Source organism: Actinocorallia sp. B10E7 (genome assembly GCF_039871655.1).
In the GTDB taxonomy this organism is placed as follows: domain Bacteria; phylum Actinomycetota; class Actinomycetes; order Streptosporangiales; family Streptosporangiaceae; genus Actinocorallia.
This window is the reverse complement of record NZ_JBDPLZ010000008.1, coordinates 176,086-195,021: the sequence shown is the minus strand read 5'-3', so window position 1 is coordinate 195,021 and position 18,936 is coordinate 176,086. Positions and strand designations below refer to the sequence as shown.

Sequence of the window (18,936 nt, the reverse complement as noted above, 5' to 3'; positions counted from 1 at the left end):
CCAGTCTGTCTAGGGAGCGGGAGCTACTCATGGGCGTACACGATTTCGAAGTGGCCACGGCGGACGGATCCAACCGGAGCCTCGGCGACTTCTCCGGCAAGACGGTGCTCATCGTGAACGTCGCCAGCAAGTGCGGGCTGACGCCGCAGTACGAGGGGTTGCAGGCGCTGTACGGCGAGTTCCAGGGGCGCGGGCTGGAGATCCTGGGCTTCCCCTGCAACCAGTTCGGCGGCCAGGAGCCCGGCACCGACGAGGATATCCAGGAGTTCTGCTCGACGAACTTCAGCATCACCTTCCCCGTCTTCGGGAAACTCGACGTCAACGGCCCGGACGCCGACCCGCTGTTCGTCCACCTGCGGGCCGAGGCCCCGGGCGACTTCGGCCCCGGCCACGGGTTCCTGTACGAGCACGTCAAGAACAGCCGCCCCGAGGCCATCGGCACCGACGAGGTCAAGTGGAACTTCACCAAGTTCCTCGTCGACGGGGACGGCAAGGTCCTGCGCCGGTACGAGCCGACCGTCACCCCCGAGCAGATCCGCGAAGACCTCGACGGTCTCCTTCCCGTCGCCTGAGGGTGAGGACGCTCAGTCCTGGGCGAGGCGGGGCGGGAACCCTCCGGTGGCGACGGGACCCCAGCGTTCGATCGTGATGCGGATCAGCGACTTGTCCTGGCGGCGCATCGCCGCGCGGTACTCATCCCAGTCGGGGTGCTCGCCGGAGATGCAGCGGTAGTACTCCACCAGCGGTTCGAGGGCGTCGGGCATGTCCAGGACCTCCGCCCGGCCGTCGACCTGGACCCACGGACCGTTCCAGTCGTCGGACAGGACGCAGACCGAGACCCGCGGATCGCGCCGGGCATTGCGGGTCTTGGCCCGTTCGGGGTAGGTCGAGACGACGATCCGCCCCTCGGCGTCCACCCCGCAGGTGACGGGGGAGAGCTGCGGGCCGCCGTCCGCGCGGACGGTGGACAGCAGGCAGCGGTGCCGGGGCCTGAGGAAGTCCAGGAGCTGGTCGCGCCCGACGGCGTCGGCGGTGGCGATGCGAGGTGCCATGCGTGCTTTCCCCCTCGTCCGGCGGCGGGCGACGCCGCCGCGGTGAACAGAGCCGGAGCCGCCGGCCGGTGAGGCATCACCGTCGGTCGGCACGTCCTGATAGACCCACTGTACGAATGAGGACGGACAGGAACCGGTCGAGAGCACAGCGGCGGCAGGCGAGCGGAGGCAGCACGTCGGCCCGGTCAGCCTGAGCGCGCTTCAGTCCGGAATGGGGTCCTGGGCTGGGGGACGATGACGCGGTCGAGGATCTGGTAGACGGTGGCGCTGCCAGCCGGGAACGCCAGATGCGTCATGCGGTGACGGGGAGAGGCAAGTCGGGCGGAGCTGAAGCCTCTCTTGCCGCTCGAAGGTCACTCCGGCCGGTCGGATCGTTCGTGCGGGAGTCGGTCAGCGGGACCTGATTCATATGGTGGTTCTGGCTGGGCTTGCTCGAAGCCGAGGGCTCTGCCGTCTTCGTCGAAGTCGTGCTTGAGCAGGATGCGGCGGCGGAACGCCTGATGGAACAAGGGGTTCACCACCGTGATGACCGCACCGACCGCCAGAATCGTCCAAGCGGTCGGCGACATCGCGGGAAGGGCGGCATCGCCGGAGGTGAATGCCATCCAGGCCCATGTGGCGAGCATGACGAGGTACATGAAGACCAGGTGACCGAGGTTGCTGCGCAGGATGTGGAAGCGGCCCAGGGCGTCGTCGCGGACCCACATCCGGTAGCGGTAGGGAACAGGGATGTCCATCAGGCGGTAGGCGAGCCAGCGGTGGAACGGAGGCCGCTCGCGCAACCGGGTCGCGATTCCGCCTCGGATCACATCCCAGCACTCGCGCACGGACGGCGCTGTGGCGTGCGGCTCGGCCGCGTCCAGGAGGGTACCGAGGATCTCGTCTCTGCGGATCTGGCGATAGCGGGGAGGGTAGCTGCGCAGGAGAAGGTCGCAGCGCTGTTCAAAAGGGGTGTTCATCATCCAGCCAGATTGATCGCGGGTCGGGGGAGGCCAAGGCGCCGGCGGGCTCGTGCGGCCAGTTCGGCGAGTCGTTCCGTCTCGGCGTTCAGCACCTCGCGACCCTCACCGGTCAGCTTGTAGTAGCGGCGGAACCGGCCGTCGACGACCTCTTCGTGGTCGAGCGCGACCAGACCGTCTGCGGCCAGCCGGTCCAGCGCCCCGTAGAGCGTGCCCGTACCCAGCTTGATCCGCTCATCGGACAGCTCGCGCACAGCGGCGATGATCCCGTACCCGTACAGCGGCTCGGGAGCCAGCGCAAGCAAGATCAAATAGCTTGGCTCCCGCAGTGGTGAAGATGTCATGGCAGATATATATCACCAACCGACATATATTGAAATGCGACGATGTGAGGGCGTCGTGGGTCAGCGACAAGGGGCGGGTGTCGGTGGCGGAGTCGGGGCTGCTGCTGCGCGTCCCGCAGGTGCTCGTCGTGCCCGCCGACCACCCGCCGGCCGTGCGGGACACGGTGACTCTGGCCGAGACGGTCGGCGAGTCCTTCATCGACTACCCCCTCGGATACGGCAACCGGACCGCCAACGACCGCGCGTTCGACGCGGCCGGAGTCGAACGCGTCATCACGATGGAGGCCACCGACGTCAGCGCCGCCGCCGAGTTCGTCGCCCACGGCCTGGGCGTGACGATCCTGCCGACCAGGACCGTCCCGAAGGCCGCCGGCTGCAAGGCCCTCACCGTCACCGACCAGTCGCTGGAGTGGGCGCTGCACGTGGCGACGGCCGAACACCGGCGGATCAGTGCCGCCACGTCCGCCCTGATCGGCATGGCCGACGACTTCGTGGACGACCGGAGCTGAGGTCCGGCCGAGCGGGATGCCGTGGCCTTCGGGGAGGACACGGTGTCAAGGTCCGTCCGGTCAGGGCCGTTGGAGCGGCTCTGACCGGACGGGCGACGGTCTTGCGGTCGGTTCGAGGAGAAGCCTCCGGGGCGGCCGGTGGGAGGTCACTCCGTCGGGGAGGAGCTGGGAGAGGGAGAGGTCGGGGAGGCTTCGGGGGTGGAGGGGGAAGCGGTCGGCGCGTCGGTCGGGGGGATCGCCGGAGCCGGGGTGATCGAGGGAAGGGCCTCGGATGTCGGGGAGGAGCAGCGGGGGACGAGGGTGGGCTCCTCCATGTCCAGATACATGTTCGGGTTGCAGATGGACAGCGGGTAGGAGTTCGGGATCTGCGGGGTCGGGCCGGGCACGAGCTGGTAGCCGTACAGCTCGTAGGGGAGCTGGACGGGGCGGCCGTTCTGGTCGTAGAGGAGGACGTCCTTGAGGGGCTTTCCGTCCTTGGTGTACGGGTAGACGTTCGCCAGCTCGCTGTTCGACTGGTAGTCGACGGGGTCGACGAACGACGGAGAGGGGCCGCCGTTCTCGCTCACCGCCAGGCCGAAGAGGGCGGCGACCACGGCGACGAAGCCCGCGCAGAGGGAGAGGAGGACCAGCACGTACGAGCGCCTGCCGTCGCGCATCCGGTAGCCGAAGAACACCGAGGCGCCGATCGAGAGAAGCAGGAGCAGCCATTCGCTGGTGCTCCACGGGACGTGGTGGAGGTTGCCCGTCCAGAACGTCCAGAAGGCGAGGGCGACCAGGTAGCCGCGGAGAAGCCACCAGGCGGGACGGAAGTCGTTCCTGGCCGTCTCGTAGCCGGGGTAACGTTCTCCGACGCGCGTGTGGAAAGCGGCGACGCGGGCGTCCAGGCGGCGGACGAGCCCGGGCTTCTTCTTGGAGGCCGGACGCTGGTCGGGGCGCTGCAGGTAGGCCGCGTGGAGCTCGGCGGCGTAGGACTCGGGGGTGCCGAGGCGGGCCTCGAGGGGCTCGTCGGACTCGCCGGCGACCTCCGTCAGGTGGTCTTCGAGGTCCTCCAGGAGCTCGGACCTGTCCGGCTCGGGGACGTCGGTGAGGGCGGCCCGGACGGCCGCTGCGTAGTCGGAGACCGGAGTGGTGATCATCGACTCTCCAAGAGGGTGTCCATGGTCTGTGCGAACGAGGTCCAGGTTTTGCGGGAGTCGGCGAGGGTGGCGCGGCCCGAGGCGTTCAGGCCGTAGTACTTGCGGTGCGGTCCTTCCTCGGACGGCACGACGTAGGAGTTGAGCGCGCCCGCCTTGAAGAGGCGGCGCAGGGTGCCGTAGACCGAGGCGTCTCCGACGTCTTCCAGGCCGGCTTCGCGGAGACGGCGCACGACGTCGTAGCCGTAGCTGTCCTCCCGGTCGAGGACCGCCAGGACGGCGAGGTCGAGCACCCCCTTGAGGAGCTGTGTGGTGTCCACCGAAAAACCTCCTTATGCCGTGCACACTACTACGGATACCGCACTACCGCGCAAGAGCTAGAAGACCACGGGAAAGGGGACGCGAACGCGGCTCAGCAGCAGCCGGAAGGCGGGCGGAAGTCCGTGCGCAGGCGCCAGAACTCCTTCTCCGGCAGCACCGGCTCACCCGGATGGGCGGCGGCGCGGTGCTCCAGGTACTGCTCGTACGCGCGGTCCCCGGTGAGTTCGCGGAGCAGCTTCCAGAAGGAACGCCAGTTCATGACGGCGCCTTCATCCGCCGGCGCTCGTCGGCGGTGGCGATCAGCCCGGACGGAGCCCACAGCTCGGACTCGATGTACGGATCCTCGGTGGTCTTCACCCGGCGGCGCAGTGAGAAGACCCAGACCCGGATGGCGTCGACGAGGATGATGATGACGAGCAGGGCGAAGAACGCCGCCAGCACGCCGTCGACCGTGGAGTTCAACACGACCCGCTCCATCGCGTCGACGGACTTGGCGTTGCCCAGGGAGGTCTTCCCCGCGTCGAGCGCGTCCTGGTAGAGGTTGCGCTGGGCGAAGAAGCCGATCTTCGGGTCGCTGGAGAACACCTTCTGCCATGAGGCGGTGAGCGTCACGGCGATGTCCCAGGCGAGCGGGATGATCGTCACCCAGGCGTACCTGGCGCGGCCCGTCTTGATCAGCAGCGTCGTGCAGACGATCAGGGCGATGGCGGCGAGCAGCTGGTTGGAGATCCCGAACAGGGGGAACAGCTGGTTGATGCCGCCCAGAGGGTCTTTGACGCCGGCCCACAGGAAGTAGCCCCAGGCCCCGACGACGGCCGCGCTGGAGAGGTAGAGGCCGGGCTTCCAGCTGATGTCGCCGAACTTCTTCCACACGTTGCCGATGGTGTCCTGGAGCATGAAACGGCCGATCCGGGTGCCCGCGTCGACGGTCGTCAGGATGAACAGGGCCTCGAACATCACCGCGAAGTGGTACCAGAACGCCTTGCTGCCGACGACCGACGCGAGGATCTCGGCGATGCCCACCGCCAGGGTGGGGGCGCCGCCCGTCCGGGCGACGAGGGTGCTCTCGCCGACGGACGCCGCGGTGGCGGCCAGCTGGTCGGGCGTGACGGTGAAGCCGAGGTCCGTGACGGCCCGGGAGGCCGACTCCAGGGTGGGGCCGAGGGCCGTGGCCGGCATGTTCATCGCGTAGTACAGGCCGGGGTCGATGATGCACGCGGCGATCAACGCCATGATCGCGACGAAGGACTCGGTGAGCATGCCCCCGTAGCCGATGACCCGGATCTGGGACTCCTTCTCCACCAGCTTCGGGGTGGTGCCGCTGGCGACCAGGGCGTGGAAGCCCGACAGCGCGCCGCACGCGATCGTGATGAAGACGAACGGGAACAGCGCGCCCGCCACGACGGGCCCGTCGCCGTTCCAGGCGAAGGACGTGAACGCCGGGGTGCGCAGGTCCGGCAGGGCCGCAACGATGCCGACGGCGAGCATCACGACGACGCCGACCTTCATGAACGCGCTGAGGTAGTCGCGGGGGGCCAGCAGCATCCACACCGGAAGCACCGAGGCGACGAAGCCGTACCCGACGAGGGCCAGGGTCAGCGTCTCGGGGGACCAGGTGAACGCGTCGGCCCAGCCGGACTCGGCGACCCACCTGCCGGAGACGACCGCCAGGACCAGCAGCACCGCCCCGATGACGGAGACCTCCATGACCTTGCCGAACCGGAGGTAGCGCAGGTAGAAGCCCATGAACAGGGCGATCGGGATGGTCATCGCGATGGAGAACGTGCCCCAGGGGGAGTTCGCGAGGGCGTTCACCACCACCAGGGCGAGCACCGCCAGCAGGATGACCATGATGGAGAGGGCGCCGACGAGCGCCGCGACGCCGCCGACGGGGCCGATCTCGTCCCTGGCCATCTGGCCGAGGCTGCGGCCGCTGCGGCGCATCGAGAAGAACAACACCACCAGGTCCTGGACGGCGCCCGCGAAGATGACGCCGAGGATGATCCACAGGGTGCCGGGCAGGTAGCCCCACTGGGCGGCCAGGACCGGCCCGACCAGGGGGCCGGCCCCGGCGATCGCGGCGAAGTGGTGGCCGAACAGGACGCGCCGGTCCGTCGGGTGGAAGTCGATGCCGTTGTTCTTCAACTCGGCCGGGGTGGCGCGGGTGTCGTCCACCCGCAGCACCCGGTGGACGATGAACCGCGCGTAGAACCGGTAGGCGATGGCGTAGGAGGCGAGCGCCGCGAACAGGATCCAGGCCGCGGACACGTGCTCGCCCCGGGCCAGGGCGAGCACCGTCCAGGCCAGGGCACCGACCGCGGAGACCAGGATCCAGATCACTTTCTGCCGCATAACGGGCCTCCTCTCGAAGCGATCCGTGTCACTGATCTCATGACATCACAGAGAGTCAAGAGATGGTGACGGCTGTGGACGAACCCGAGGAGCCGCATCCGAAATGGGTGCGCGGTGGCCATGTGTGCGGGTACCGCCGACCGGGAAGGCATCGTCTTCGGGAGCCGAAAGCCAGGAGGAGCCAGCCGATGACCAGCGCGGATCTACTCGTCGACGCTTTCGGACGAGTCCGGGAGAGCGTGCACGCCACCGTCAAGGGGCTCGACACGGCGGCATTGACCTACCGTCCGGAGGAGGAGGCGAACTCGATCGCGTGGCTGATCTGGCATCTCACCCGAGTGCAGGACGACCACGTCTCGGAGATCATCGGGACCGAGCAGATCTGGACGTCCGGAGGCTGGGCGGAACGGTTCCGCCTTCCGCTGGAGCCGTACGACACCGGATACGGGCACACGTCCGAGCAGGTGGCCTCCGTCAAGGCCGAAGCGGAGACGCTGCTGGGCTACCACGACGCCGTCCACGCCCAGACGGAGGACTTCGTCCAGTCCGTGAAGGAGCCCGAACTGGCACGGATCGTCGACGAGAACTGGGACCCGCCCGTCACGATGGCCGTCCGGCTCGTCAGCGTCATCGAAGACGACCTCCAGCACGTCGGGCAGGCCGCTTACATCCGGGGGATCTACGAGCGGACGCACGCATAGGGGCGGAGCCCCCCGAGGGCCCCGCCCCTGAACGGCGGCTCAGCCGCGCGCCTTGTGGATCGCGTCCCGGGCGCGGTCGACGACCGCGGCCAGCGGGCCCAGGGCGAGGTTCTTGGTCTGGCTCTCGACGCCCGGGTGCGGGTGCGTGGGCGCGACGGCCTCAGCGGCCTTGACCAGCGTGGCCATGCCGGTGAGCTCCTTCTCGGAGCCCTTGATGCGCAGCTGCGGGAACTCCGACCGCTCCTCGTGCTGCGCGTGGGCCTCGATGGAGGCCCTCAGTTCACGGAACAGCGGCAGGAAGTCCGACGAACCCGTGTCGACCTCCTCCAGCCGCTGGAGGAACCGCTTGCCCTGCTCTTCCTCGTCGAGGAGCTCGTTCACGGCGTCGCCTCCGCCGAACTTCCGGCGCGCGTAGGGGTGGACGACCTCCTCCTCCGCGGTCTCGTGCACCGCGAGAAGGCGTCGCAGCTCGTCGAACTTCTGCTTCCGCCGTTCGCCGCTGCTCTTCTCGACGGTGTCGAGCAGTGAACGGATCTCGTCATGCTGCTTCAGCAGCAGATCGACCACATCTTCTCGAGCCTGCGTGGTCATGCTCGCTCCTTTCGCTTCATACGGGTACGTCATTCGCCGTACCCCCGCGAACCGTCAAACCACGGTGACAACGGTCACTACTGAGTCAAAGGCTCATCCTCGGGGTCGTCACAAATATCCCTCGGTCCGAGGCAAAGATCGCCCGGGCCGAGGTCAGAGCCGGTGGGGGGTGGGGAAATCGTGAAGACCACGAGAAACCGGATTCAAGGAGACCAGGTGAACGGACGTCAGTCCACGGCGACGGGATTCGTGCTCTTCGCCGCGATTCTTTTGATCATCAACGGGCTCTGGGGGATCTTCGCCGGACTCGCCGCCATCCTCAAAAGCGAATTCTTCGTTCTCACTCCGAATTATATCTACGAGTTCGACACCACCGCGTGGGGCTGGATCCACCTGCTCCTCGGAGCGCTGGTCGTGGTGGTCGGCATCGCCCTGCTGACCGGGCAGAGCTGGGCGCGCTGGCCCACCCTCGTGGTGGTGGTGCTCCAGGCGCTCGCCCAGTTCTTCTTCATCCCCTACTACCCGTGGTGGGCGATCCTCATCATCGTCCTCGACGTGGTCATCATCTGGGCGCTGCTGGCCTACGAGCCCAAGACCCTGAGGTGACGGGCCGACGCGACGGGCTCAGATGCGGCCGTCCAGTTCGGCCATCAGGAGGCGCTTGGGCTTGGCGCCGACGATCTGGTGGACGACCTCGCCGTCCCGGTACAGGTTGAGGGTGGGGAAGCCGAGGATGCCGTAGCGGCGGGTGATCTCGGGGTGGTCGTCGCCGTTGATCTTGGCGATGGTGAGGCGGTCGCCGAGCTCGGCCTCAAGCTGTTCCAGGATCGGGGCGATCATCTTGCAGGGCGGGCACCAGTCCGCCCAGAAATCGACCAGTACCGGCTTGTCTGCGCGGAGCACCTGCTCTTCGAAGTTCTCCGTCGTCAACGTGATCATGTCTCTCCTTCGGGGACAGGACGCAGCCGGGGCACACGCCCGCCAGCTGCTCGGTCAGTTCGGCCCTGCGTCTGATCAGGGCGCGGATCTCGGCGTCGATCTCCGCGAGCTTGCGCCGGTAGACGGCGACGGACTCCGGGCAGGAGCCGCCCGCCTCGTTCCCGGCGCGCAGGCACTCCACGAACGGCCGGGCGTCCTCCAGGGAGAACCCCGAGGCGAGCAGCGACCGGATCTCCACGACCAGCCGCACGTCGGACTCGTCGTACTCCCGGTACCCGTTCGTGTCACGCCGCGCCGAGATCAGCCCCTGCTGCTCGTAGTACCGCAGCGCCCGGGTGCTCACCCCGACCCGCGCGGCCAGCTCTCCGATCCGCATGAACCCCTCCCAGCCGACGGCCGTCACCGACGCTAACCCTTGACACCGGCGTCAAGGTCAACCCCGGAACGGGGCTTGACTCTCACATTGATGTCAGGGTTTAGCGTCCTGCGCCATGAGGACGAACGATCTCGCTGCCGAACCCCTTCCCGCTCTGGTCAAGGGCACCGGCCCCGGCCTCCTCCTCGCCCACGGCGCGGGAGGAAGCCCCGAACTGAACTTCCCCTTCATCGACGACCTCGCGCGCCGCCACACGGTGGTCGCCCCCTACTACCCGGGCACCGGGCCCGCTCCGCGCGCCGCGACCCCGCTGTCGGCCGACGACCTGGCCGACAGGCTCGTGGCGACCGCCGTCGACGCGGGGCTGGCGTCGTTCGCCATGCTCGGCTACTCGCTGGGCGTCCCTCTCACGATCCGAGCGGCGGCCCGCCACCCCGAGCGCGTACGGGCGCTGGCCCTCACCGCAGGCTTCGCTCACGCCAGGACCTCCATGCAGTCGGCCGGCGCCCTGTGGGCGGGGCTTCTGGCACGAGGGGACCAGGAGTCGCTGGCGCATTTCCTGGCGTTCTTCTGCGGCAGCGAAGCCGGCCTGTCCGCCTTGTCGTCCGACGACTACGCCCGTCTCGTCGAGACGCTGCGCACCCCGCCCCCGCCCGGAGCTCCGGACCAGGTCGACCTCGTCCAGCGCATCGACGTCCGGGCCGACCTCCCGCGCATCGCGGTCCCGACCCTGGTCGTCGCGACCACCGCCGACACCCTGGTCGCCCCCGCCCACTCGGCGGAACTCCTCGACGCCATCCCCGGCGCGCGAGGCGTCTCCATCGACTCCGGCCACCTGATCGGCGCCGAACGCCCCGACGAGTGGCACCGGGCGATCGAGCACTTCCTCCAGACCCTGGACACCGAGTGAGGACAGGACGGGGAGGGGCGATGCGGGGCCGCGCCGGAGGCCGACCATCGTTTGGCTTTGAAAGCTGGATACACAGTCATTTATTAAAGCATGCTAGTTTACGCATGAGGGCTCTCCGAGTAGGTCGGGCGAGCCCGGATCCCCCGCTGCTCGGAGACCCTCATGCGTGTTCCCTCGTCATTGGCCCTGCTGCTACTCCTGGCCGGGTGCGGCTCCTCCGAAGAGACCGTCGTCTCCGCGCCGCCCGCCTCGAATCCCGTGGTCGCCGAAGAGCCGTCCCCGACGGCCCAGCCGCAGACCGCCGCAGCGGCCGAGGAGGCCGCGGCCGAGACCTTCGACTCCTATTCCGCGGGCGAGTACGGCGACTCCTGGGACACCTGGACGAAGAAGGCGAAGGAGGTCGTCCCCCGGGACTACTACGTGGGACTGCACGCCGCCTGCGTCCCGATCGCCGAAGGCGTCCCCTTCGAGATCAAGTCCGTGAAGCTGGCCGAGGACAAGGCGACCGCGAAGGTCAGAGCCTCCCGGACCCTGCCCGTCCTCAACATCACCCACCTCGACTCCTACACGTTCGTGTACGAGGACGGCGCCTGGAAATGGATGCCGGAGGACGACTTCTTCGCCGACTACCGCAAGGGCCTCACCCTGGAACAACTGGCTGCTCGGAGAAAGAAGGAAGGAAGCTGCTCCTGAGGCCCTGAAAGGCGACAGAAGGTCAGGAGAGAGAGGGGAAGCCGGATGGGTTTCGGATTCCGGGTGGGTATGCCCGGGCTGAGCGTGCGGGTCTCGACACGGGGCGTCCGCGCGTCCGCCGGGCCGCGTATCGCGCGGCTCAGCGTGGGATCCGGCGGTACCCGGCTCTCCAGCGGGATGGGGCCGTTCTACGCGTCGACCTCGCTGAGCGGAGGACGGCGTAACGCGCCGCGCAGACGTTCGGCCGGGCCGTCCGCCGCGCAACTGGAGCGGGCTAGACGGGCCGCGGAACGAGCGCAGCAGGAAGCCGAAAAAGACGCGCTGATCGCGCGGCTACAGGAGTTGCGGCGGCAGACGACCAGCGTGCATCTCCAGGAATTCCCGCCCGCGCGGCCTCCCGTGATCCCTCCGCCGCCCGCCCTCCACCCGGAGCAGGTCCTGGCGGAGGCATCCGCCTTCCACCTTCAGGGAATCGGCGTGTTCGCCCGAGCGGAACGTGCGGCGGCACGTCAACGGGCCCAGCAGGACGCGTCCGCCTACCTCGACGCGGAACAGGCCCGGCTCGCGCAGATCCACCAGCGGCTCCGCGTGTCCGCGGCGCAGTGGTGGCAGGACCTCACCGCCAACGACGAGGAGACCGTCTGCGAGGCGGTCGACGCCGCTTTCGCCGACAACCCGGCGGCCGGATGCGCCGTGGGAGTACGGGACGGCGTGCTGTCCGTCCTGATGCGCCAGCAGGACCTGGACACCCTGCCCGACCAGATGCCCGGCCTCACGCCCGGCGGACGCCCGACGTTGAAGAACCTCACGAAACGCGACCGGGTCCTCTGGTGGCTCACCAGCATGGGCTCCAACGTCATCGCCACCCTTCGGTTTCGCCGGTACCGACGCCGATCTCAGCATCCTGCTCACCGGCACCGATCATCGGGTGACCGGCGACACGGACTTCGTCTTCTACAATCAGCCCGCCGCGGCCCAAGGCGCGGTCCGCCTGCTCGGCAAAGCCTCGGAGGGCCACTACACCGTCGAACGGGTGGAGTTCCACCTGGCGGCGCTGCCCTCTCACCTGCACCATGTCATCCTGTCGGTCAGTGTGGACGCCGCCCGAGGTCTCACCTGCGCCGCTTTCACCCACGCGGGCCTGCAACTCCGCTCCGCCACCGGCTTCTGGACCCTTCCGGTGTTCCCGGATCCGAACGCCCGCGCCGTGGTCGTCGCCGAGTTCTACCGGCACACCGTCGGTGGTCGTCCGGCCTGGAACCTCCGTTCCGTCGGCCAAGGCTGGCCCGCGGGCCTCGCCGCGCTGGCCCAGGCCCACGGCGTCACCATCGCCTGATCCCTGAGATCCGGCTACAGGGGGCGGGTGAGGAATCCGATCATCGATCCGGTCCTGAAGCCGATCACCCGGGCGGGGCGAGGACGGCCAGGCGGGCGTCGTTCGGGTCGGTCAGCATCGCGAAGCGGCCGATCTCGGTGTCGACGGGCGGGAGCTGGATCCGGGCGCCCAGATCGACCGCCCTGGCGGCGGAGGCGTCGCAGTCGGCGACGGCGAAGTAGGGGCTCCAGTGGGGCGGGTAGTGGGCGGGCCACCGTTCGTCCATCAGGACCATGCCGGCTACAGGGCGCTGGGAGAGTTCCCAGTCGGTGTAGGGGAAGTCGCCGCGGGGGCGGCTGACACCCTTCCAGCCGAAGACCGTGTCGTAGAAACGGAGGGCCGTCCGGAGGTCGCGGCAGGCCAGTTCCACCCAGCACATCGTCCCGGGCGCGCCGGACACCTCGGCGCCGATCAGTTCGTAGGCCTGCCAGAGGCTGAACTCGGCCCCTTCCGGGTCGGTCAGCATCGCCGTCCGGCCCGTGTGGCCCATGTCGGTGCCTTCCAGGTACACCTGGCCGCCCGCGGAGCGCGCCGCCTCGACGGTCGCGTCCACGTCGTCGGTGGCGAAGTAGCACGTCCATGACGGCCTCTCCGACTCGTCGGCCAGCCCGATGAGGCCGCTCACCATCGGGCCCTGGACGTCTCCGAGGGTGAAGATCGTATAGTCGCCGAACCGGTCGCTGGAGACGGTGTAGGAGGCCCAGCCGAACAACTCCGAGTAGAACGCCCTGGACCCCTCCGGGTCGGGGGTGGCGAGCTCCGCCCAGCACGGGGTCCCCGGGCTGTACGCCCGTACCTCGACCATGGGCTCCTCCCGCCTCGGCAGCTCATTTCACGCTATGCCCGGCAAAGTAAATGATCACCGGGCGGGTGGAATGCATATCGCCAAGGCGGGACGGGCCGCTCAGTCCAGGGCGTTCAGCCAGGAGGCCAGAGAGGGGTCGGTGTGGGAGACGCGGCGGAGGGCCGCGGCCACCTCCGAAGGGGGAAGGCATTCGACGAGGGCGGCGGGGAGGCCGAGGAGCCTGGTCAGGTGCGGGCGGGTGGCGACGTCCGCGATCTCCTTGGCCATGAGGGGGGCGAGGACGCGGTCCTTGACGTCCGGGTCCTCGAAGACCTGGCGGAGCTGGGGTTCGCACTCGTTCAGGGCCGAGGGGGCGGCGCCGGTCCACCAGACGCGGTCGGTCCGCTGGGCGGGCCAGATCTTGAACACGGTGGCCAGGAACGGGGCCCGTCCCGTCCCTCCGGAGGCGAAGGGGAGCGCGGCGGCGACGGCCGCGAGACGGCGGAGATCGACCGCCGCCCGGTCCTCGTGGGAGGCCGACCTCAAGACCCCCTGGAGCACGCCCAGGACGTCCGCGATCAGGGCTTGGTCGTCCTTCGACAGGTCGGTCTTCAGCGCGATCGGTGCCAGCAGCTCCACCGTGGTGCGCGGGCTCGTCCGGGCGAGAGCACCCAGCCGCAGGGCCCTGGTGAGCAGGAAGAACAGCGCGGAACGCTGGGAGGAGTCGTCCTCTCGGATCTCCGCCGCGGCCCGGGTGAGGACCGCGTCGACGTCGGCGGGGGAGAGCCCGCCGACCAGTTCGAGGGGCTGGTCGTGACCGGGGCGGGCAAGGAGCAGGCTGCGGACGGCGTGCTCGGCGCCGTCCGGCGCGGACTCCACGAGGAGCTCGAGTTCGGACTCCGAGAGCCTGCCCAGCCGGACACCGACCGCCAGAGGGGTCTTCAGGTGCTCGCGGAGGGCGGCGGGGGAGGAGGAGCCGAGCACGGAGTCCAGCAGGGAGGGCGCGGGCGTCGGCTCTTCTTCCGGGGCGGGGGGCGCGTCCTGGGCGGGAGGTGCCGGGGCGTGGTGCCTCTGCGGCTTCCACCGGTAGCCGGCCTTGCTCACCGCGACCTCCTCGAGGGAGGCGAGCCTGCTCTGGACCCGGCGCCAGGCCTTGTCCACGTCGGCGGGGTCGAGCCCGAACCCGCCGAGCAGGCTCTTGATGTCGGGGGCCTTGAGCCGCGTGCCGTTCTCGCGGAGGAGCTGGACCACCAGCGCGAGCGGGTCCTCGCCCAGGCGCCTGGAAAGCGCGGCCGGGTCGACGAACGCCTGGTGGCGGAGGCTTCCCGGAGGCATGAAGGTGGTCGTGGAGCTGATCCTGACCTGTTCTTCCCTGCCGTCGTCGTCCCACCGGACGGTCAGCATGCCGCCCTTCCGGGACAGGAGCTCTCCGGTCCGGATCAGTCCGTCCAGCTCCAGCGACTTGCTCACGACGATCTCAGCCCGTTCCACGAACGTAACTGTAGGGGCGATGCCGGATGCTTTGCGCCGTCCGGGCGTCCCGCGGGTGATCGGCGGGACGCCCGGACGGGTCAGGCGCGGCGCGGAGGGCGGGGGAAGAAGCCGCTGGTGCGGGCCACGTAGGCGGCGTATTCGGGGCCCCGGCGGCGGGACATCTGGCGTTCCAGGAGGGCTTTGCCGCTCTTGTTGACCAGCATGTGGGTCATCAGGACGGGGGCGACGACGGTCAGGAGGCCGGTCCAGTGGGAGCAGGCCAGGAGGAACAGGCCCCACCAGACGGTGGCGTCGCCGAAGTAGTTGGGGTGGCGGGTCCAGGCCCACAGGCCACGGTCCATCAGCTTGCCCTGGTTGGCGGGATCGGCCTTGAAGCGGGACAACTGGGCGTCGCCGACCGTCTCGAAGAGGAAGCCGACGAGCCACACGGCGACGGCGGCGTAGGTGAGGACGGTGACGCCGGTGGTCTGGTACATCGCGAACTGCACGGGCAGGGAGACCATCCACATGATCGAGCCCTGCGGCCAGTAGATGTTGCGGATGACGAAGGGGACGACGGGGCCTTCGTTCTTGCGCATCAGGGCGGCGTAGCGGGGGTCCTCGCCGTGGCCGCGGTTGCGGCTGTAGATGTACAGGCCGAGGCGCAGGCCCCAGACGGCCGTGAGGGCCAGGGCGACGAGGCGTACGGAGGAGTCGCCCGCGTCCTGCAGGAGGGACGTGACGTAGGAGACCGCGGCGATGACGACGAAGCCGAGGCCCCACACCACGTCGATGGCGCTGAAGACGCGGGTGCGGAGGGCGACGGCCATGGTGGCGAGCATCGTCAGCGCCACGGCCAGGGCGGTGACGCCCAGGTTGACGAGGAGGGGGGCGAGGGTCACGTCGTGAGCTCCTTGGCGAAGTCCTGGAAACCGTCCTGGGCGTGGAGGTACTCGTGGGCGGGTCCCTTGCGGCTCCGCTCCAGCAGGGAGGCGAGTTCGGCGGGGTCGTCGGTGTTCTCCGTCAGCGGGACGGTGCCCCATTCGACGGACGTCGCGACGCGCAGGCCGCCGCCCGCCGCGACGATGACCTGCCCGTTCAGCGTGCTGGAAGGGGAGACGAGGGCGGCGACGACGGGGGCGACGGCGGCGGCGTCCATCACTTCGCGGTAGCGGGGATCCATGCCGGCGTCCGTCATCTGGGTGGTGGCGTACGGCAGCAGGACGTTGGTGAAGACGCCGCGGGACGCGCCTTCGACGGCGATGGTCTTGCCGAGGGCGATGAGGGCGCCCTTGCTGGCGGCGTAGGCGGAGACGGTGGGTTCGCCGTGCAGGCCGGCGGCGGAGGAGACGAGCACGATGCGGCCGTGGCGCTGTTCGCGCATGACGGCCGAGCACGCCGCGGCGATCTGGGAGCTGCCCAGCACGTTGGTGCGGATGACCGTCTCGAAGGCTTCGGGGGCGGTCTTGTGGAACATGGCGGGGCCGCTGACGGCGGCGCTGGTGACGCAGGCGTCGACGCGTCCCCAGGTGTCCAGCGCCAGCCGTACGACGTTGGACGCCGTCGCGGGGTCGGCCACGTCGCCGTGTTCGGCGACGGCCTCGCCGCCCATCGTCTTGATCTCGGCGACGACGTGGTCGGCGGGGCCGAGGCCCTGGTCGTCCACGACGCGGTTGCGGTTGTTGATGACGAGGCGGGCGCCGCGGGCGGCGAGGTCCAGGGCGAAGGCGCGGCCGAGGCCGCGGCCGCCGCCGGAGATGACGACGACCTGTCCGTCGAGGGAGGTGCTCAAGGGTTCATCCGTTCGATCAGGACCGCGACGCCCAGTCCGGCGGCGCCGCTGACCGCGGCGACTCCGTACCGGCCTTCGCGGCGTTCCAGTTCCTCCACGCAGCCGCCGGTCATGATGGCTCCGGTGGCGCCGAAGGCGTGGCCCATGGCGATGGTGCCGCCGTTGGGGTTGAGGCGGTCGGGTCCGGCGTCCAGGTCGCGGCGGAACTTGAGGCACATCGCCGCGAACGCCTCGGCGAACTCGAAGACGTCGATGTCGGCGGGGGTCAGGCCGGCCTTGGCGATGACGGCCTCGACCGCCTGCTGGCCCGCCGTCAGCATGATCACGGGGTCGGTGCTGACGACGGCGGACGCGATGATCCGGGCGCGCGGGCGCAGGCCCAGCGCCTCGGCGGTCTCGGGGGAGCCGAGCAGGAGCAGCGCGGCCCCGTCGGCCAGGGCGGGGGAGGTGCCGACGGTGTGCAGGTGGTCGATTTCGCCGGCTTCGGGGTGGGCGGCGAGCGCGATGGCGTCCTGGCCTTCGGCGCCGAGCCCGGCGAACGCGGACGGCAGTTTGGCGAGCCATTCGGCGCTGGTGTCGGGGCGGATCAGCTCGTCGCGGGCGAAGAGGGACCCGTCGGGCAGTTCGATCGGGACGACGGAGCGCGCGTGCACTCCTTCGTCCCAGCCCCGGGCCGCTTTGAGCTGGGTCTCCACTCCGTAGGCGTCGAGTTCCTCGCGGGTCCACCCGTCGAGGGTGGCGTTGAGGTCCGCGGCGATGCCCATGTGCACCGAGCCGATGCGCCTGATCGTCTCGGGGTCGGTCCACAGCGGTCCGCGGTCGCTGAACATGGGGACGCGCGAGACGCTCTCGACGCCGCCCGCGACGGCCAGGGAGAGGTCCTGGGCGCGGATGCGCGCGGCCGTCTGGGCGACGGCGTCGACACCGGAGGCGCAGAACCGGTTGATCGTCCCGCCGGGGACGCCGTGTCCCCATCCGGCCAGCAGGGTGGCGGTGCGGGCCAGGTCGGCGCCCTGTTCGTCCACCTGGGAGGCGGAGCCGACGGTCACGTCCTGGACGCGGGCGGGGTCGATCCCGGTGCGCGCCACCAGGGCCTGCTGGAGCCGGACGACCAGGTCGACCGGGCTCACCTGGTGCAGTGATCCCCGCTTGGAGCCTTTGCCCCGGGCAGTACGCACATAGTCCAGAACCAGGGCTTCGGCCATGTGATGTCCCCTTTCTCCGTTTAGATACTCTTTTAAATGTAGTTTGACGCCCTCGGCGGGGGCAAGGCCTGATCTCCGGGTTTTCCGCTGCTGTGCTGGGCGGGTAGAGAGGTTGTCATTGACGACTTACTCTCTTTGTTGTAGTAAGAACCCAGGGTGGCCCCGATCCGGGGCCGCGAGCTGAGGAGAGGACCAGAGATGACCGCAGCCGTGTCGATCCTGGGCGGCTACCAGACGGACTTCGCCCGCAACTGGGGCCGCACCGGCGGGGAGTTCTCCGACCTCACCGAGGAGGTGACGGCCCGGACACTCCAGAACGCCGGCCTCGAACCCGATGACATCGAGGTCATCCACGTCGGCAACGCCTTCGGCCAGCTGTTCACCGGGCAGGGACAGCTGGGAGGCATGCCCGCGACGGTCATCCCCGAACTGTGGGGCGTCCCGTCGTCACGTCACGAGGCGGCATGCGCCTCCGGCGGCATCGCCGTCCTCTCCGCCATGGCCGACCTCGAATCCGGCCGCTACGACGTCGCGCTGGTGCTCGGCCTGGAACTGGAGAAGACCGTCCCCGGCGACATGGCCCCCAAGCACCTGGGCGCCGCGGCCTGGGTCGGCCACGAAGGCCAGGACGCCAAGTTCATGTGGCCGTACATGTTCAGCGCCCTGACCGACGAATACGACCGCCGTTACGGCATCGACGACGCCCACCTGCGCGCGATCGGCGAACTCAACTTCCGCAACGCCCGCGCCAACCCCAACGCCCAGACCCGCGCCTGGGAGGTCACCGAGGCGAGCTTCAGCGCCGACGACCGGGTGAACCCGCTGGTCGAAGGCCGCCTGCGCCGCCACGACTGCAGCCAGGTCACCGACGGCGGCGCGGGAGTCGTCCTCGTCAGCGAGCGCTACCTGCAAAAGCGCCCCGAACTGCGGGGACTCGCCCGCATCCAGGGCTGGGGCCACAGCACCGCAGGCCTCCCGCTGCAGCAGAAGCTTGACCGCTCACGCGACGCCGAATACGCCCTCCCGCACGTCCGCGACGCCGTCCAGGACGCGTTCCGCCGCGCCGGGATCCCCGGCGTGGACGCAGTGGACGGCATCGAGACGCACGACTGCTTCACCATGTCGGAGTACATGGCCATCGACCACTTCGGCATCACAGCCCCCGGTGAGAGCTGGAAGGCCGTCGAGAACGGCGACCTGGAGAAGGACGGACGCATCCCCGTCAACCCCAGCGGCGGGCTCATCGGAGGCGGCCACCCCGTGGGCGCGACCGGTGTGCGCATGCTGGTGGACGCGTCCAGCCAGGTCACCGGTACCGCCGGCGACACGCAGGTGGACGGAGCGAACCGCTTCGCGACCCTGAACATCGGCGGCAGCACCACGACGGTCGTCAGCTTCGTCATCGGAACCGACGGCACCGACTAAGG

General features: G+C 69.5%; 23 protein-coding genes and 1 pseudogene. 8 read left to right on the top strand and 16 right to left on the bottom strand.

Features of this window, described 5'->3' with window-relative positions; all coding sequences use genetic code 11:
• Window positions 1-29 precede the first annotated feature (29 nt).
• On the top strand, window positions 30-572 hold the full coding sequence (locus ABGB12_RS26350; RefSeq protein ID WP_347682147.1) for a glutathione peroxidase: 543 nt from the start codon (window positions 30-32) through the stop codon (window positions 570-572).
• Between the two features lie 12 nt (window positions 573-584).
• Here the strand turns inward: ABGB12_RS26350 and ABGB12_RS26345 are convergent, their stop codons facing one another.
• From ABGB12_RS26345 to ABGB12_RS26335, 3 genes are all read right to left on the bottom strand, one after another.
• Window positions 585-1,052, bottom strand: a complete 468-nt coding sequence (locus tag ABGB12_RS26345; RefSeq protein WP_347682146.1) for a PPOX class F420-dependent oxidoreductase — start codon at window positions 1,050-1,052, stop codon at window positions 585-587.
• A gap of 353 nt (window positions 1,053-1,405) precedes the next feature.
• Window positions 1,406-2,014 (bottom strand): hypothetical protein, encoded by a 609-nt coding sequence (locus tag ABGB12_RS26340; protein ID WP_347682145.1) that lies wholly within the window; start codon window positions 2,012-2,014, stop codon window positions 1,406-1,408.
• Window positions 2,011-2,322: a PadR family transcriptional regulator gene (locus ABGB12_RS26335; RefSeq protein WP_347682144.1), complete on the bottom strand. Its 312-nt coding sequence runs from the start codon at window positions 2,320-2,322 to the stop codon at window positions 2,011-2,013. The genes ABGB12_RS26340 and ABGB12_RS26335 overlap by 4 nt, the downstream gene beginning before the upstream one ends.
• A 77-nt stretch (window positions 2,323-2,399) precedes the next feature.
• Here ABGB12_RS26335 and ABGB12_RS26330 point away from each other — a divergent pair, with 77 nt between their 5' ends.
• Entirely contained in the window at window positions 2,400-2,864 is a 465-nt protein-coding gene (locus ABGB12_RS26330) for a LysR substrate-binding domain-containing protein (RefSeq protein ID WP_347682143.1), read from the top strand.
• A gap of 146 nt (window positions 2,865-3,010) precedes the next feature.
• Here ABGB12_RS26330 and ABGB12_RS26325 read toward each other — a convergent pair whose 3' ends face one another.
• The 4 genes from ABGB12_RS26325 to ABGB12_RS26310 all read right to left on the bottom strand — a co-directional run bounded on the left by ABGB12_RS26325 (window position 3,011) and on the right by ABGB12_RS26310 (window position 6,670).
• Window positions 3,011-4,000 carry a hypothetical protein gene (locus ABGB12_RS26325; RefSeq protein WP_347682142.1) on the bottom strand — a complete coding sequence of 330 codons (990 nt, stop codon included), beginning with the start codon at window positions 3,998-4,000 and terminating at the stop codon, window positions 3,011-3,013.
• On the bottom strand, window positions 3,997-4,317 hold the full coding sequence (locus ABGB12_RS26320; protein WP_347682141.1) for a PadR family transcriptional regulator: 321 nt from the start codon (window positions 4,315-4,317) through the stop codon (window positions 3,997-3,999). Before ABGB12_RS26320 ends, ABGB12_RS26325 begins: the two co-directional genes overlap by 4 nt.
• 92 nt (window positions 4,318-4,409) lie before the next feature.
• Entirely contained in the window at window positions 4,410-4,577 is a 168-nt protein-coding gene (locus ABGB12_RS26315; RefSeq protein WP_347682140.1) for a YbdD/YjiX family protein, read from the bottom strand.
• Entirely contained in the window at window positions 4,574-6,670 is a 2,097-nt protein-coding gene (locus ABGB12_RS26310) for a carbon starvation CstA family protein (protein ID WP_347682139.1), read from the bottom strand. Before ABGB12_RS26310 ends, ABGB12_RS26315 begins: the two co-directional genes overlap by 4 nt.
• 188 nt (window positions 6,671-6,858) lie before the next feature.
• Between ABGB12_RS26310 and ABGB12_RS26305 the strand changes: the two genes are divergently transcribed.
• Complete coding sequence (locus ABGB12_RS26305; RefSeq protein ID WP_347682138.1) at window positions 6,859-7,371, top strand: DinB family protein; 513 nt, start codon at window positions 6,859-6,861, stop codon at window positions 7,369-7,371.
• 39 nt (window positions 7,372-7,410) lie between these two features.
• On the opposite strand, the gene ABGB12_RS26300 is transcribed toward ABGB12_RS26305, so the two are convergent.
• Window positions 7,411-7,962, bottom strand: coding sequence for a hemerythrin domain-containing protein (locus ABGB12_RS26300; protein ID WP_347682137.1), 552 nt, complete (start codon window positions 7,960-7,962; stop codon window positions 7,411-7,413).
• A gap of 216 nt (window positions 7,963-8,178) precedes the next feature.
• Here ABGB12_RS26300 and ABGB12_RS26295 point away from each other — a divergent pair, with 216 nt between their 5' ends.
• Window positions 8,179-8,568 carry a hypothetical protein gene (locus ABGB12_RS26295; protein ID WP_347682136.1) on the top strand — a complete coding sequence of 130 codons (390 nt, stop codon included), beginning with the start codon at window positions 8,179-8,181 and terminating at the stop codon, window positions 8,566-8,568.
• 18 nt (window positions 8,569-8,586) lie between these two features.
• On the opposite strand, the gene trxA is transcribed toward ABGB12_RS26295, so the two are convergent.
• Together trxA and ABGB12_RS26285 are read right to left on the bottom strand one after the other, a co-directional pair.
• On the bottom strand, window positions 8,587-8,865 hold the full coding sequence (trxA, locus tag ABGB12_RS26290; protein WP_347682135.1) for a thioredoxin: 279 nt from the start codon (window positions 8,863-8,865) through the stop codon (window positions 8,587-8,589).
• On the bottom strand, window positions 8,774-9,277 hold the full coding sequence (locus ABGB12_RS26285) for a MerR family transcriptional regulator (RefSeq protein WP_347682134.1): 504 nt from the start codon (window positions 9,275-9,277) through the stop codon (window positions 8,774-8,776). The genes trxA and ABGB12_RS26285 overlap by 92 nt, the downstream gene beginning before the upstream one ends.
• Window positions 9,278-9,392: 115 nt before the next feature.
• On the opposite strand from ABGB12_RS26285, the gene ABGB12_RS26280 reads away from it, so the two are divergent.
• Entirely contained in the window at window positions 9,393-10,187 is a 795-nt protein-coding gene (locus tag ABGB12_RS26280; protein WP_347682133.1) for an alpha/beta fold hydrolase, read from the top strand.
• Window positions 10,188-10,349: 162 nt separating this feature from the next.
• On the top strand, window positions 10,350-10,880 hold the full coding sequence (locus tag ABGB12_RS26275; RefSeq protein ID WP_347682132.1) for a hypothetical protein: 531 nt from the start codon (window positions 10,350-10,352) through the stop codon (window positions 10,878-10,880).
• Window positions 10,881-11,213: 333 nt separating this feature from the next.
• Here the strand turns inward: ABGB12_RS26275 and ABGB12_RS26270 are convergent, their stop codons facing one another.
• Window positions 11,214-11,456 (bottom strand): hypothetical protein, encoded by a 243-nt coding sequence (locus ABGB12_RS26270; RefSeq protein WP_347682131.1) that lies wholly within the window; start codon window positions 11,454-11,456, stop codon window positions 11,214-11,216.
• Between the two features lie 307 nt (window positions 11,457-11,763).
• Here ABGB12_RS26270 and ABGB12_RS26265 point away from each other — a divergent pair.
• Window positions 11,764-12,216, top strand: a pseudogene (locus ABGB12_RS26265) (TerD family protein); the annotation flags it as partial.
• Window positions 12,217-12,280: 64 nt separating this feature from the next.
• Here the strand turns inward: ABGB12_RS26265 and ABGB12_RS26260 are convergent.
• The 5 genes from ABGB12_RS26260 to ABGB12_RS26240 all read right to left on the bottom strand — a co-directional run bounded on the left by ABGB12_RS26260 (window position 12,281) and on the right by ABGB12_RS26240 (window position 17,509).
• Entirely contained in the window at window positions 12,281-13,060 is a 780-nt protein-coding gene (locus tag ABGB12_RS26260; RefSeq protein ID WP_347682130.1) for a VOC family protein, read from the bottom strand.
• A gap of 99 nt (window positions 13,061-13,159) precedes the next feature.
• Complete coding sequence (locus ABGB12_RS26255; protein ID WP_347682129.1) at window positions 13,160-14,530, bottom strand: hypothetical protein; 1,371 nt, start codon at window positions 14,528-14,530, stop codon at window positions 13,160-13,162.
• An 80-nt stretch (window positions 14,531-14,610) separates the two neighbouring features.
• Window positions 14,611-15,414, bottom strand: a complete 804-nt coding sequence (locus ABGB12_RS26250; protein ID WP_347682128.1) for a DUF1295 domain-containing protein — start codon at window positions 15,412-15,414, stop codon at window positions 14,611-14,613.
• Complete coding sequence (locus ABGB12_RS26245) at window positions 15,411-16,304, bottom strand: SDR family NAD(P)-dependent oxidoreductase (protein ID WP_347682127.1); 894 nt, start codon at window positions 16,302-16,304, stop codon at window positions 15,411-15,413. The genes ABGB12_RS26250 and ABGB12_RS26245 overlap by 4 nt, the downstream gene beginning before the upstream one ends.
• Window positions 16,301-17,509 carry an acetyl-CoA C-acyltransferase gene (locus ABGB12_RS26240; RefSeq protein WP_347682126.1) on the bottom strand — a complete coding sequence of 403 codons (1,209 nt, stop codon included), beginning with the start codon at window positions 17,507-17,509 and terminating at the stop codon, window positions 16,301-16,303. Before ABGB12_RS26240 ends, ABGB12_RS26245 begins: the two co-directional genes overlap by 4 nt.
• A 198-nt stretch (window positions 17,510-17,707) precedes the next feature.
• On the opposite strand from ABGB12_RS26240, the gene ABGB12_RS26235 reads away from it, so the two are divergent.
• Entirely contained in the window at window positions 17,708-18,934 is a 1,227-nt protein-coding gene (locus ABGB12_RS26235) for an acetyl-CoA acetyltransferase (RefSeq protein WP_347682125.1), read from the top strand.
• Window positions 18,935-18,936 lie beyond the last annotated feature (2 nt).